This is a genomic window from Staphylococcus sp. 2S1, assembly GCF_046721335.1.
Classification (GTDB): domain Bacteria; phylum Bacillota; class Bacilli; order Staphylococcales; family Staphylococcaceae; genus Staphylococcus; species Staphylococcus equorum_A.
Map to the genome: position 1 here is coordinate 1858067 of NZ_JBEUUJ010000003.1, position 14761 is coordinate 1872827.

Consider the following 14761-nt stretch of genomic DNA (forward strand, 5'->3'; position numbering starts at 1 on the left):
ATTGCTGAAATATACAGGGTTAGAAAATAAAAATGTATTAGTAATTGGTTTAGCGAAAAGTGGTTATGAAGCGACTAAGTTGTTAAATAAGTTGGGCGCGAATGTCATAGTTAATGATGGCAAAGATTTAAGCCAAGACTCACATGCGAAAGACTTAGAAAATAGAGGGATTAAAGTCATTGGAGGAGAACATCCGCTGTCTTTACTTGATAGTAATCCTATTATAGTTAAAAATCCTGGAATACCCTATACTGTACCTTTACTTGAAGTCGCTGTAGAAAAAGGCTTGAAAATCTTAACAGAAGTTGAATTGAGTTATTTGATATCAGAAGCACCTATTATTGGTGTCACAGGTACAAATGGTAAAACTACAGTAACGTCATTAATTGGCGATATGTTTCAAAAAAGTAGAGTAACAGGTAAAGTATCAGGGAATATTGGATATGTTGCTTCTAAAGTAGCTCAAGAGGTCACAGCAAGTGATTATTTAGTTACGGAACTATCTTCATTCCAACTACTTGGTATAGATCGATACAAGCCGCATATTGCTATTATCACAAATATATACTCGGCACATCTTGATTATCATGAATCATTAGAGAACTATCAAAATGCTAAAAAAGAAATTTATAAAAATCAAACAGAGGACGATTATTTAATCTGTAATTATCACCAGCGTCATTTAATTGAGTCGGAATCATTAAGTGCCAAAACCTATTACTTTTCTACACAACAAGAAGTTGATGGTATTTATGTAAAAGATGGTTTTATTGTGTTCAAAGGATTTAGAATCATTCATAAAGATGATTTAGTTTTACCGGGTGAACATAATTTAGAAAATATACTTGCGGCGACTTTAGCCGCACTTTTAGTCGGTGTATCAGTAAGAGCAATCATTGATAGTCTTACAACATTCTCTGGTATTGAACATAGATTACAATATATCGGCTCGAACAAAACGAATAAATATTACAATGATTCAAAAGCAACCAATACACTTGCAACACAATTTGCATTAAATTCATTTGATCAATCGATTATTTGGTTATGTGGTGGTTTAGATCGTGGTAACGATTTTGATGAACTTATTCCTTATATGAAAAACGTCAAGGTGATGGTCGCATTTGGAGAAACGCAAAGTAAATTTGTGAAGCTAGGTGAAAGTCAGGGCAAATACGTAATAACGGCGACTGATGTACAAGATGCAGTCGATAAAATACAAGACGCTATAGAACCAAATGACGTTGTACTTTTATCACCGGCCTGTGCAAGTTGGGATCAATACAATACTTTTGAAGAGCGTGGAAATAAATTTATAAAAAGTTTCCAAGCGCACTTACCTTCTTTTTAAAGGGTGTGAAAATGAATGACTAATAAAGTAAGTGAATTTGACTCTGAATACTTAAAAGAAAAACGAGCAAAACGTCGAAAACGACAAAAGCAAATTCAATATTCAGTATTTGGTGTATTGTTATTTATTATCATTTTGATTCTTATATATATGTTCACGCCTTTAAGTAAGATAAGCAGTGTGGAAATAAAAGGCAATGATAATGTTTCCAAAAGTGCAATCAATAAAGCGATTGATGTTAAAGACAACTCCAGAATGTACACATATAGCACTTCAAAAGCGACGGATAAATTAAAAGACAACAAATTGATAAAAAGCGCGAAAATTACGAAACAAATGCCTAACAAATTAACGGTTGAAGTCACTGAAAATCAAATTGTTGGAATGACGAAAAAGAAAGATAATTATGTGCCTATTCTAGAAAATGGTACAGAATTGAAAAACTATGATGGTAATGCAACGGATGATGGACCCATATTAGTAGGATTTGAAAAAGAGGAGAAAGAAAAAATTATTAATGAACTTGCAAAAATGCCGGCAAATGTGAGAGGAATGATTGCAGAAATTAAATATGATCCTCAAGAAAATTTACAAAATCAAATCAAATTATTCACATCTGATGACATTCAAATTCTTGGTAATCTCAATACGATTGCTAATAAAATGAAATATTATCCGCAAATGTCTCAATCGTTAGAACGTGATGAATCAGGCGAATTGAAAAAGTCAGGATATATTGATTTATCAGTAGGTGCATCATTTATTCCTTATGGTGGTGGTAATGAAACAAAATCAGCAAGTGACAAAAATGTAGACGAACAAACAACAGAAACAGATGCTCGCAAAAGACGAGTTACAAAGCGCATTAAACAAAATAAATAAAGAATCAGACAAAAATAATTAAAAAATTTCGACAAATACACGTGTTTATAGTTCACAAGCATCAAAACGTATTGTAAACTGTTAATAGTGTGAACTTGAATAAGTTATTGTCAGGAGGTGCCTATCTATGGAAGAGCATTATTATGTAAGTATAGATATTGGTTCATCAAGCGTTAAAACGATAGTGGGCGAAAAATTTCACAATGGTATAAATGTGATAGGTACAGGACAGACCTACACAAGTGGGATTAAAAATGGTCTTATTGATGATTTCGATATCGCTAAACAAGCGATAAAAGATACAATCAAAAAAGCCTCTATTGCTTCAGGCGTTGATATTAAAGAAGTATTTTTAAAACTTCCAATAGTCGGAACTGAAGTATTTGATGAAGCAAATGAAATAGAATTTCATGAAGATACAGAATTGAATGGTACACATATTGAAAGTGTGCTTGAAGGTATTCGCGAAAAAAATGATGTGCCAGAAACTGAAATTATAAATGCATTCCCAATTAAATTTATTGTTGATGGAGAAAATGAAGTTTCAGATCCAAAAGAATTAATTGCTAGACATGGTTTGAAAGTAGAAGCTGGTGTTATTGCAATTCAAAAATCAATTTTAATCAATATGATTAAATGTGTGGAATCTTGTGGCGTAGATGTATTAGATGTGTATTCAGATGCGTATAACTATGGTTCAGTGCTATCAGCCTACTGAAAAAGAGCTAGGCACATGTATCATCGATATCGGTGAAGACATTACACAACTTGCATTTTATGAACGCGGTGAGCTTGTTGATGCTGAGGCAATAGAGATGGTCGGTCGAGATATCACAGAAGATATTTCGCAAGGCTTAAACACATCTTATGAAACAGCAGAAAAAATTAAACATCAATATGGTCACGCTTTCTTTGAATCTGCTTCTGATCATGATGTATTTAGTGTGGATCAAGTGGATAGTGAAGAAGAAGCTCAATTTACTCAAAAAGATTTAGCAGATATTATTGAAGCACGTGTTGAAGATATCTTCTTTAATGTATTTGATATATTACAAGATCTAGGACTTACTAAAGTTAACGGCGGTTTCGTTGTTACTGGTGGTTCAACAAACTTATTAGGAGTTAAAGAATTACTACAAGATATGGTCAGTGAAAAAGTAAGAATTCATACACCATCACAAATGGGTATTAGAAAACCTGAATTTTCTTCAGCAATTTCAACAATTTCTAGTAGCATTACTTTCGACGAATTGTTAGATTATGTTACAATTAGTAATCATGACAGTGAAGAATTCGAAGAAGAAGTCATCGAATCTGATGAAAGAGAACATAGCACAAAATCAAGCGGATTTGACTGGTTCAAGAAAAAATCAAACAAACAAGAAGAGCCACAAACGTCAGCTTCTGAAATGGAAGAACCAGAAGCACCTGAGGAATACGACGAAAAAGTAGACGTCAACCAAGATGAAGAACGTAAACCTCAAGACAAAGAAGAAGGTAAATTCAAAAAACTTATGAAATCTCTATTCGATTGATTGGCCATTAAAACTAGGAGGAAATATAAATGTTAGAATTTGAACAAGGATTTAATCATTTAGCGACGTTGAAAGTCATCGGTGTAGGGGGCGGCGGTAATAACGCTGTAAACCGTATGATTGACCATGGTATGAATAATGTTGAATTTATTTCAATCAATACGGATGGACAAGCTTTAAACCTGTCTAAAGCTGAAGCTAAAATCCAAATTGGTGAAAAATTAACACGTGGTCTAGGCGCTGGAGCGAACCCAGACATTGGTAAAAAAGCTGCAGAAGAATCTCGTGAACAGATCGAAGATGCTATCCAAGGCGCAGATATGGTATTCGTAACTGCCGGTATGGGTGGCGGTACTGGTACTGGTGTCGCACCAGTCGTAGCAAAAATTGCTAAAGAAATGGGAGCATTAACAGTAGGTGTCGTTACACGTCCGTTTGGTTTTGAAGGTCGTAAGCGTCAAACACAAGCAGCAGCTGGTGTAGAAGCAATGAAAGCAACTGTAGATACATTAATTGTTATTCCTAACGACAGATTATTGGATATCGTTGATAAATCAACACCAATGATGGAAGCATTTAAAGAAGCCGACAACGTATTACGTCAAGGTGTTCAAGGTATTTCTGATTTAATCGCAGTATCAGGTGAAGTAAACCTTGACTTTGCAGATGTGAAAACAATCATGTCTAACCAAGGTTCAGCATTAATGGGTATTGGTGTTTCTTCTGGCGAAAACCGCGCAGTAGAAGCAGCTAAAAAGGCGATTTCGTCACCATTATTAGAAACTTCAATCGTTGGTGCACAGGGTGTACTTATGAATATTACTGGTGGAGAGTCATTATCACTTTTCGAAGCACAAGAATCAGCTGATATCGTACAAGATGCAACAGATGAAGATGTAAATATGATTTTCGGTACTGTAATTAATCCAGAATTACAAGACGAAATTGTAGTTACAGTTATCGCTACTGGATTTGAAGATAAACCTTCATCACAAGCACGTAAAGCTTCAAATACTGGTTTCGGTACAAGTGCAACAAGTAGTAACAGCACAAAAGAAGATACATTTGCATCAAATACAGCAAATACTTCTCAACCATCAGAAAGTGCTAGTGAAGGCAGAAGTCATACTACAAATGAAGATGACATTCCAAGCTTTATCAGAAATAGAGAAGAAAGACGTTCAAGAAGAACTAGACGTTAATTTTCGAACTAGCTCGCCTTGTGTACATAGGGCTTAAAGCTTAAAGTAGTCAATAATAAATACAATGATGTCATCAGGTCCAAAGATCTGATGACTTTTTTGAATTTTATTGCTATCTATGAGTATAACTTAATCATATATTTGTCTGAGATTTTAGAATGAATTATTGTCGCGGGTCTCCTATAAGAAGTCATAGCGGGAAATTGCAGTTTTAATTAATGGAGGGTCATAGTATGCATGATAAATTTATTAAAGATAATCATATATTGAAATATGAGGATAGCCATTTAAATAATGTAAAATTGGGTATAACAACAAGAGAAGAAGGTTTGAGTCCCTATCCCAAATCAGCTTTTAATATGGCTAGATATATTAACGATGATCCGCAAGACGTTACACAACACCAAGAAGAGCTTGCGACTGTAATTCAATACCCGAGAGAACAGTGGGTATTTCCTATACAAACGCATGAAAATAAAGTTGTAGAGGTGACAGCTAAAGATAGAGGTACGAATATTGATATTTTAACGGATGCTTTACATGGTGTAGATGCATTATATACGTATGAATCTGATCTTCTGCTTACAATGTGTTACGCGGACTGTGTACCTATATATTTTTATAGCGAAAAACATCATTACATCGCTTTAGCACATGCTGGTTGGAGGGGTACTGTCGGTCAAATTGTGAATGAAGTCATCCGCTATATCGATTTTAATTTAAATGATTTGAATATCGTTATTGGACCCGCAACTTCTACAACTTATGAAATTAATGATGATATTAAAGCAAAATTTGAATCATTACCGATAGACATAAATGAATACATTAAGACAAGAGCCAATGACAGACATGGCATTGATTTAAAACGTGCAAATGCTTTATTACTTGAAAATGCAGGTGTTCCTAAAGATAATATTTATATTACCAACTATGCGACATCTGAAGATTTATCCTTATTTTTCTCATATAGAGTAGAGAAAGGGAATACTGGCCGCATGTTAGCATTTATCGGTCAATAATGAAGAGGTGTAGAGATTTGAACGTACAACAGAATTTAGAACAAATTGAAAAACAATTAAAAACATACTGCGAAAAAGGTAATATTTCAACGTTACCAAACGTGATTGCAGTGACAAAGTATGTTACAATAGACCGAGCTAATGATGCTTATAATGCGGGAATTAGACATTTCGGTGAGAATCGTTTAGAAGGATTTCAACTTAAAAAAGAAGCTTTACCTGATGATATTGTAATGCACTTTATTGGTTCGTTACAGACAAGAAAGGTGAAAGAAGTGATTAATGAAATTGATTACTTTCATGCATTAGATCGTCTTAAATTAGCAAAAGAAATTAACAAAAGGGCGGAACACAAAATAAAGTGTTTTGTTCAAGTAAATGTTTCAGGTGAAGAATCTAAACAAGGTGTTGCATTGAAAGATGTGAATACTTTTATTGAAACGTTGGAACAATATGAAAATTTAGAAGTAGTTGGTCTTATGACTATGGCTCCATTAACTGATGACGAGTCATATATAAAAAGCTTATTTCAATCATTAAAGAATAAAAGAGATGAGATTAAAGCGCTCAATTTAAATTATGCACCATGTACTGAGTTATCGATGGGAATGAGTAATGATTTCCACTTAGTCGCTGAAGAAGGTGCGTCATTTGTGAGAATTGGGACTAAACTTGTAGGAAAAGAGGAGTGAGCCCCGTGGCTTTAAAAGATTTATTTAGTGGATTTTTCGTGGTTGAAGAAGAAGATGACGAATTAGAAGCACCAGAAGAAGAACAAGGTAGACAACAAAACAAGCAACAAGCGCAGTCTCAAACGAATTTCAATGAATATAAAAATAATGAAAATACAGAGCGACAAAGATCCATACAATCCGTTCCCAAAAAGCAGTCATCAAGATTACAGCAATCCTCAGGTGAAAGGAAGTATCAAATGAATAACACTTCATCAAAAAATAATGCAAGGAACGTTGTGAATATGAATAATCAAGAACAAGATCAATTCGGTTTTACAGAAGAAAGTTCTAAAATGTGTTTATTTGAACCACGTGTTTTTTCAGATACTCAAGATATTGCAGACGAACTCAAAAATCGTCGCGCAACTTTAGTTAATTTACAGCGTATTGATAAAGTTTCTGCTAAACGTATTATCGACTTTTTAAGCGGTACAGTTTATGCAATCGGTGGAGACATTCAACGCGTAGGATCAGATATATTCTTATGTACTCCAGATAATATAGAAGTAGTCGGTAGTATAACAGATCACATAGAAAATATGGAATACCAAGGTGAATAGAGGTAATAATAAATGGATATAGGTTTATTAGGAAGTATATTTAGTTTTATTTTATTCTTGGTTCAAATTTATTATTACGGAATGATTGTTTATTTCTTTATGTCATGGATACCTAATGCACGAGAAAATAAATTCGGTCAATTTTTGGCTAAAATTTATGAACCATTTTTAGAACAGTTCCGTAAAATTATTCCTCCAATTGGTATGATTGATATATCATCAATTGTTGCAATAATTGTACTTTACTTATTCCGATTAGGTTTAGCGAGTATTTTTAATCTAATTTTGAGTAATTTAGCTTAAATAAATTTACGTTGAATAGAATTTAAGTTTACTTATAACTAATGTATAAAATAAATGAGAAGCACCTAACGTTGTATGACGCGAGGTGCTTTCTCTTGTATGTGGAGTGATTAGCATCGATATTTATCAGCATTTTAGAAAAGAAGAACATGAATTAATAGATCAACTTATAGATAAGTGTAATCGTGCGAATGAGCAGTATGCGCCTATACTAACACCATTTCTAGATCCACGTGGACAATATATTATGAGTGTCATAGTCGGTAGCTATGGTGATTTAGAAGTGACATTCTTTGGTGGGCCTTATGCAGAACGCAAAAGGGCCATTGTTGCGCCTGATTATTTTGTGCCAGAAGAAGAACTGTTTGAAATTGTATTGCTTGAAATAGACTATCCTCAAAAGTTTGTAACGCTACAACATCAACATATATTAGGAACAATTATGTCTTTAGGGATAGAAAGAGAACAATTAGGAGATATTATTGTAGATGACTCAATTCAATTTACTTTGACAAAGCAATTGGAATCTTATATTATGTTAGAGCTAAATAGAATTAAGGGTGCTACAGTTAAACTTAATTCTATTCCTATAAAAGATATGATACAATCAAAAGAGCATTGGCAAACATATGAAACTACTGTGAGTGGTTTACGTTTAGATGTCATCCTAAAAGAAATGATTCGCAAATCACGTACAATTGCTAAACAATTAATTGATAAAAAGCGTGTCAAGGTCAATCATACAATGATTGACGCTACAGATTTTCAACTTGATAGTGGTGACTTATTGTCAATCCAAGGTTATGGTAGAGCAATGATTACTGATATTGGTGGTAAAACTAAAAAAGATAAAGTAAGAATTTCGTATAAAACTTTATTCAAATAATGTTATACTTATCTAACGTATAAACAAATCAAATTAGATTTTAATCAATAAGAATGCATACAAATGATTATAAAAAAATAGAAAATATAGACATAAAGCACTATTTCAGATATTTAAAGCAGTGCTAAAATAGTGTATTATAGAAGGAGGATAACGCATGCCTTTTACACCAAATGAAATAAAAAACAAAGACTTTACACGCGTAAAAACTGGTTTTGAACCAACTGAGGTTGAAAGCTATTTAGAACAACTAAGTAACGAAATTGAACGTTTAAAAGAAGACAAAAAGCAATTAGAGAAAGTCATTGAAGATAAAGATACAAACATCCAGTCTTATAAAGATGTTCATCAATCTGTAAGTGATGCTTTAATTCATGCGAAACAAGTCTGGGAAGAAACAAAATTAGTCGCAACTAAAGATGCTGAAGCAACAGTTTCTAAAGCACAAAGTGAAGCTAATAAAATCGTTAATGATGCAGTTGAAAAAGCACGTCGTCTTTCATTCCAAACTGAAGACATGAAACGCCAATCAAAAATATTTAGATCACGTTTCCGTATGTTAGTTGAGGCTCAACTTGATTTACTAAAAAGCGAAGATTGGGATTATTTATTAAATTATGATCTTGATTCTGAACAAGTAACTCAAGAGAATATTAATCATTTACATGAAAATGATTTGACTGAAGAAGAAAAAGCGAGGAAAGCGAAAGCAGAAGCAGATAGTACTGCAGAAGCAGACGCTCAGGCTACAAATACTGAAACAGATAAAAAATAGTAATTAATATAAATAACAGACGCGTAAGCATCTTTTTGCATATCAAAGCGAGTTAGGGACAGTGAGAGCCTTTCATATGTAAGATGTTTATATCACTGTTACTTTAAAAAAATATATGAACAATGAGAGAACTCTAAGTTGAGTTAATCAGGGTGGTAACGCGGTATTAATCGTCCCTGTTAATTGAACTTAGAGTTCTTTTTATTGTACGAATGAATTGAATTTAGTATGAAAATCGAAACAAGGAGTGTATAAAATGGATTATAAAGAAACGTTATTAATGCCAAAAACAGATTTCCCAATGCGCGGAGGGTTACCAAATAAAGAACCTAAGATCCAAGAAGAATGGGAAGCTCAAAACATTTATCAAAAAGTGTTAGATAAAAATGAAGGGAATCCATCATACATTTTGCATGATGGCCCACCATATGCTAATGGTAATTTGCATATGGGACATGCACTGAATAAAATCTTAAAAGACATGATGATTAGATATAAATCAATGCGTGGGTTTTATGCACCTTACGTCCCAGGTTGGGATACGCACGGTTTACCTATTGAACAAGCACTAACTAAAAAAGGTGTTAAACGTAAAGAATTATCTATTGCTGAATTCAGAAAAAAATGTGAAGCATTTGCTTTAGAACAAATTGAAAATCAGAAAAAAGATTTTAAACGTTTAGGTGTTAAAGGTGATTTTGACAATCCATATATCACGTTAAAACCAGAATATGAAGCAGCGCAAATTCGTTTATTTGGCGAAATGGCAGACAAAGGATTAATTTATAAAGGTAAAAAACCTGTATATTGGTCACCATCAAGTGAATCTTCACTTGCAGAAGCAGAAATAGAATATCAAGATAAACGTTCGGCTTCTATCTACGTAGCATTTGATGTTAAAGATGGTAAGGGCGTTGTAGATTCAGATGCAAAATTCATCATTTGGACAACAACACCATGGACATTACCTTCTAACGTAGCGATTACAGTACATCCTGATTTAACTTATGGTCAATATAATGTGAATGGTAAAAAATACATTATCGGTAAAGACTTAGCGAGTGATGTTGTTGAAGCATTAGGTCGGGATGAAAACACGCTTGAATTAGAAAAAGAATTTAAAGGTAGAGAATTAGAGTATGTGGAAACACAACATCCATTTGTTGACCGTGTTTCATTGGTTATCAATGGCTTACATGTTACTACTGATGCTTGGTACAGGTTGTGTTCATACAGCGCCTGGTCATGGTGAAGATGACTATATCGTTGGTCAGAAGTACAAATTACCTGTAATTAGCCCAGTTGATGATAAAGGTGTCTTTACAGAAGAAGTCGGTCAATTTGAAGGTATGTTCTATGACAAAGCTAATAAAGCAATTACGGATGTGTTAAAAGAAAAAGACGCTTTATTAAATTTAGAATTTATCACACATAGTTATCCTCATGATTGGCGTACGAAAAAACCTGTTATCTTCAGAGCAACGCCACAATGGTTTGCTTCTATTGATAAAGTACGTCAAGATATCTTAGATGCAATCGAAGTAACTGATTTTAAAGTAGATTGGGGTAAAACACGTATCTTCAATATGATCCGTGACCGTGGTGAATGGGTTATTTCACGTCAACGTGTATGGGGCGTACCATTACCAGTATTTTATGCTGAAAATGGTGACATCATCATGACAAACGAAACTGTTAATCATGTTGCAGATTTATTTGAAACATTTGGTTCTAATGTTTGGTTTGAACGTGATGCAAAAGATTTATTACCAGAAGGATTTACACACCCAAGTAGTCCAAATGGTGAATTTACTAAAGAAACAGATATTATGGACGTTTGGTTTGATTCTGGTTCTTCTCACAGAGGCGTTTTAGAAGGCCGTCCGGAACTATCTTATCCAGCTGATTTATACATTGAAGGTAGTGACCAATACCGTGGTTGGTTTAACTCATCAATCACAACTTCTGTTGCGACAAGAGGTAAATCACCATATAAAATGCTCTTATCTCACGGTTTTGTTATGGACGGATCAGGTAAAAAAATGAGTAAATCATTAGGTAACGTGATTGTGCCAGATCAAATTGTTAAACAAAAAGGTGCAGATATTGCACGACTTTGGGTAAGTAGTGTTGATTACTTAGCTGACGTTCGTATCTCAGATGAAATCTTAAAACAAACTTCTGATGTGTATCGTAAAATCAGAAATACATTAAGATTTATGTTAGGGAACGTGAGTGATTATAACCCTGCTACCGATGCATTAGCTGAAGCAGATTTATTAGAAGTAGATAAATATCTATTAAATAGACTACGTGAATTTACAGCAAATACTTTAGATCATTATGATAACTATGACTACTTAGACATCTATCAAGAAGTTCAAAACTTTATTAACGTAGAACTAAGTAATTTCTATTTAGATTATGGTAAAGATATTTTATATATTGAAGAACGTGATTCTCATAAACGTCGTAGTATGCAAACAGTGTTATACCAAATTGTAGTGGATATGACGAAACTATTAGCACCAATCTTAGTGCATACTGCTGAAGAAGTGTGGTCTCATATTCCTCATGTTGAAGAAGAAAGTATTCACTTAACTCGTATGCCAGAACGCACTGAAGTTGACCGTGAATTTTTAGATAGATGGAATACATTTATGAATTTACGTGATGACGTTAACCGTGCATTAGAAGCAAGCACGTGGTGAAAAAGTAATTGGTAAATCGTTAGAAGCTAAAGTTATAATTGGCAGTAATGAGAACTTTGATGCAACATCATTTTTACAACAATTCTCTGATTTACAGCAGTTATTCATCACTTCTCAAGCAGAAGTAGTGGAATCAGTTGAAAACGGTGTGGCTTATCAATATGGTGATATCCGTATTGAACACGCACATGGTGAAAAATGTCAACGTTGTTGGAATTATAGTGAAGAACTCGGTTCAGTTGGCGAACTTGATGATTTATGTCCGCGTTGTCAAGAAGTTGTAAAGACACTCGTATAAAACATAGTACCATCAATTATTAATAATTGAGTCTGAGACATGTATTTTGTCTCAGGCTCTTTTCATGTTTGAACTACTAAGATAATTATGAAGAAATAAATAAGAATAATAGTATTGAATGAGCTTTTTTAATGTATAAAAATGGATTTCAAGTATACTGAATTTATTAGAGTTTTAGAAAGGTGTTATACATGTTCCATAGTCAAAGCGCACATTTTGTAAATGGCATTACGTTAAATGTTAGAGATAAAGATGAAATGAAACAATTTTATGAAAACATCATAGGTATGAATGTAGTAAATGAATCTTATTCAACAATCCAATATGAGATTGGTAATTTAAATCATTTTATGACTTTTAATCAAGTTATACAGGGCAGAGAACCATTACATTCAGAAGCAGGATTATTTCACTTGGCGATTAGGTTGCCCGCAAAGACAGACCTTGCAGATTTGCTTGTTCAAATAAGTGAAGCGGGTATTCCAGTACATGGTGGAGAGCATGATGTGACAACCTCATTATATTTAGAAGACCCTGAAGGCAATGGATTAGAATTTTATGTTGATAATCCAATTGAAGACTGGTTATTTGAAGATGAAAAAGTAGTGCTTGAAACGCAACCGATTAACGTGCCAAATCTATTAACGTTTACATCAAATGAAAAATGGCAAGGTATTCCAGATGAAAGCGTCATTGGATATTTGAATTTAAAATCAATTGATTTAAGCAAAGTAAAGCAGTACTATAATAATTATTTCGGACTTGAAACATCATCATTAGAAACAGATGGCGCATTTTACTTATCCTCTAATGGTTATCACCAACATTTAGTGGTTAATAATTGGCTATCAAGTATTAAACGAATTGAAAATAATAGAACATATGGTTTAGCAATTATTGATTTTCATTACCCTGAAACTACTCACAAATTATTAACAGGCCCAGATGGTATACAATTTCGATTTAATTATAATAAGGTCGTGTGAATTAATGAAAAAAAGACTTGGTACGATGTTTGCGATAAGTGCTATTATTATTGTTGTCGCTGCATATGAAGGATTAGATAACCAAGATATGACTGAGCCAACAAATCATTTTTGGTCATTAGATCCAATGAAATATAATACGTATACTAAAGGACAATGCACGCACTACGTCTTTGAAAAAGTAAGAGAAGATGGTATGAAAATAGGGAAAAATTGGAACGACGCAAAGTATTGGGCATCGTTTGCACAAAAAAGTGACTATAAAGTAAATCAATCACCTAAGGTAGGGAGCATTTTACAGACTGCTGAAGGTGAGTATGGTCATGTAGCTTATATTGAACAACAAAATGACAATGGTTCATTAGAAGTGAGTGAAATGAATTATAACAAGCCTTTTGAAATATCAAACCGAATTATAACGAAAGACGAAGTTAAAGATTATAAATATATCCATCCTAAGAAAAATGCAAGTGTTTAAAGATAATAGTATTAAAGGCAATACTTGTGCATGCTTTCCGCGGGCACAGCCTCAGCCTGTAGTCTTCGGCACTTGCTTTTCCCGCAGGAGTCAGCACAAGTCATTACCTTGATTTAATAGTAAAATAATAGGAAATATGTTTTCGATAACTTATGTCTATGTTGTTAATAGCAAGATTTATTTAATATATATTTGTATAGTTTTTTATTTTGTAACAGTACTTGTGCATGCTTTCCGCGGGCACAACTTCAACTTGCAGTATTCAACTCATGTTGAAACATATGCTTGGGTGTAGGCGCTTCTATATCATGCTGTTATTACATCAACATAAAATATTTCATCTACATTTAAAACTAGGCAACATGGTGAGCCGTTTGATTGTTAAATGTAGATGATTTTTTAATTGGTTTATTGTATATGTGAATAATATTAGCCTTTTAAGTATTAATAATGTAACTTTTTTACCAGATATTCAAACTGTAACTTTTTTTATAAGTTTGATTAGGATATAATGAAAGATGTTGTAAAAGCGACTGAGATTAGAATAGGAGGTACAGACATGAAACGTCCGTACTATATTGGTATTTCTTTATTCATAACAATCGTTATATTAATATTAGATCAAATCACAAAATTTATTGTTGCTAGTTCAATGAAGGTTGGAGAAACATTTGAAGTTATTCCCAACTTTTTAAATATAACTTCTCACAGAAATGATGGTGCCGCTTGGGGTATTATGAGCGGGAAGATGGGCTTTTTCTATATAATTACAGTTATTATACTCGTAGTGCTCATTGTATTTTATATTAAAGAAGCAAAACACAGTTTGTTAATGCAAATCGCTATTAGTTTATTATTTGCAGGTGCTTTAGGTAACTTTATTGATCGCGTGTTGCACGGCGAAGTTGTTGACTTTATTGACACATATATATTTGGTTATAACTTCCCAATATTTAATGTAGCTGACTCTAGTTTGACGATAGGCGTTTTGTTAATTATTATCGCTTTGTTAACAGATATGAAGAACGAAGAATAGGA

At 33.4% G+C, this 14761-nt stretch carries 12 protein-coding genes and 2 pseudogenes; all 14 read left to right on the plus strand.

Annotated elements, in window-relative coordinates:
• The first annotated feature begins 1 nt into the window (after position 1).
• The 14 genes and pseudogenes from murD (at position 2) to lspA (ending at position 14759) form a co-directional block, all read left to right on the plus strand.
• On the plus strand, positions 2 to 1351 hold the full coding sequence (murD, locus tag ABLV90_RS09945) for a UDP-N-acetylmuramoyl-L-alanine--D-glutamate ligase (protein ID WP_460872581.1): 1350 nt from the start codon (positions 2 to 4) through the stop codon (positions 1349 to 1351).
• Positions 1352 to 1366: 15 nt separating this feature from the next.
• The gene (locus tag ABLV90_RS09950; protein ID WP_460872582.1) at positions 1367 to 2233 is read left to right on the plus strand and encodes a cell division protein FtsQ/DivIB; all 867 of its coding nucleotides are present in this window, start codon (positions 1367 to 1369) and stop codon (positions 2231 to 2233) included.
• 127 nt (positions 2234 to 2360) lie between these two features.
• Positions 2361 to 3768 (plus strand): annotated as a pseudogene (gene ftsA / locus ABLV90_RS09955) (cell division protein FtsA).
• A gap of 29 nt (positions 3769 to 3797) precedes the next feature.
• A complete protein-coding gene (gene ftsZ / locus ABLV90_RS09960; RefSeq protein WP_460872583.1) occupies positions 3798 to 4970 on the plus strand; it encodes a cell division protein FtsZ in 1173 nt (390 codons plus the stop codon).
• Positions 4971 to 5203: 233 nt separating this feature from the next.
• Entirely contained in the window at positions 5204 to 5992 is a 789-nt protein-coding gene (pgeF, locus tag ABLV90_RS09965; RefSeq protein ID WP_460872584.1) for a peptidoglycan editing factor PgeF, read from the plus strand.
• A gap of 17 nt (positions 5993 to 6009) precedes the next feature.
• A complete protein-coding gene (locus ABLV90_RS09970) occupies positions 6010 to 6684 on the plus strand; it encodes a YggS family pyridoxal phosphate-dependent enzyme (protein ID WP_460872585.1) in 675 nt (224 codons plus the stop codon).
• A gap of 5 nt (positions 6685 to 6689) precedes the next feature.
• The gene (locus ABLV90_RS09975; protein WP_460872586.1) at positions 6690 to 7286 is read left to right on the plus strand and encodes a cell division protein SepF; all 597 of its coding nucleotides are present in this window, start codon (positions 6690 to 6692) and stop codon (positions 7284 to 7286) included.
• 12 nt (positions 7287 to 7298) lie between these two features.
• Positions 7299 to 7589 carry a YggT family protein gene (locus tag ABLV90_RS09980; RefSeq protein ID WP_426428849.1) on the plus strand — a complete coding sequence of 97 codons (291 nt, stop codon included), beginning with the start codon at positions 7299 to 7301 and terminating at the stop codon, positions 7587 to 7589.
• A gap of 106 nt (positions 7590 to 7695) precedes the next feature.
• The gene (locus tag ABLV90_RS09985; RefSeq protein ID WP_069832905.1) at positions 7696 to 8475 is read left to right on the plus strand and encodes a YlmH family RNA-binding protein; all 780 of its coding nucleotides are present in this window, start codon (positions 7696 to 7698) and stop codon (positions 8473 to 8475) included.
• A gap of 157 nt (positions 8476 to 8632) precedes the next feature.
• A complete protein-coding gene (locus ABLV90_RS09990; protein WP_460872587.1) occupies positions 8633 to 9250 on the plus strand; it encodes a DivIVA domain-containing protein in 618 nt (205 codons plus the stop codon).
• Between the two features lie 256 nt (positions 9251 to 9506).
• Positions 9507 to 12259, plus strand: a pseudogene (gene ileS / locus ABLV90_RS09995) (isoleucine--tRNA ligase).
• A gap of 191 nt (positions 12260 to 12450) precedes the next feature.
• Positions 12451 to 13245, plus strand: a complete 795-nt coding sequence (locus tag ABLV90_RS10000) for a VOC family protein (RefSeq protein WP_427704827.1) — start codon at positions 12451 to 12453, stop codon at positions 13243 to 13245.
• Between the two features lie 4 nt (positions 13246 to 13249).
• A complete protein-coding gene (locus tag ABLV90_RS10005; RefSeq protein WP_460872588.1) occupies positions 13250 to 13723 on the plus strand; it encodes a CHAP domain-containing protein in 474 nt (157 codons plus the stop codon).
• 559 nt (positions 13724 to 14282) lie between these two features.
• Positions 14283 to 14759: a signal peptidase II gene (gene lspA, locus ABLV90_RS10010; RefSeq protein ID WP_002507923.1), complete on the plus strand. Its 477-nt coding sequence runs from the start codon at positions 14283 to 14285 to the stop codon at positions 14757 to 14759.
• Positions 14760 to 14761 lie beyond the last annotated feature (2 nt).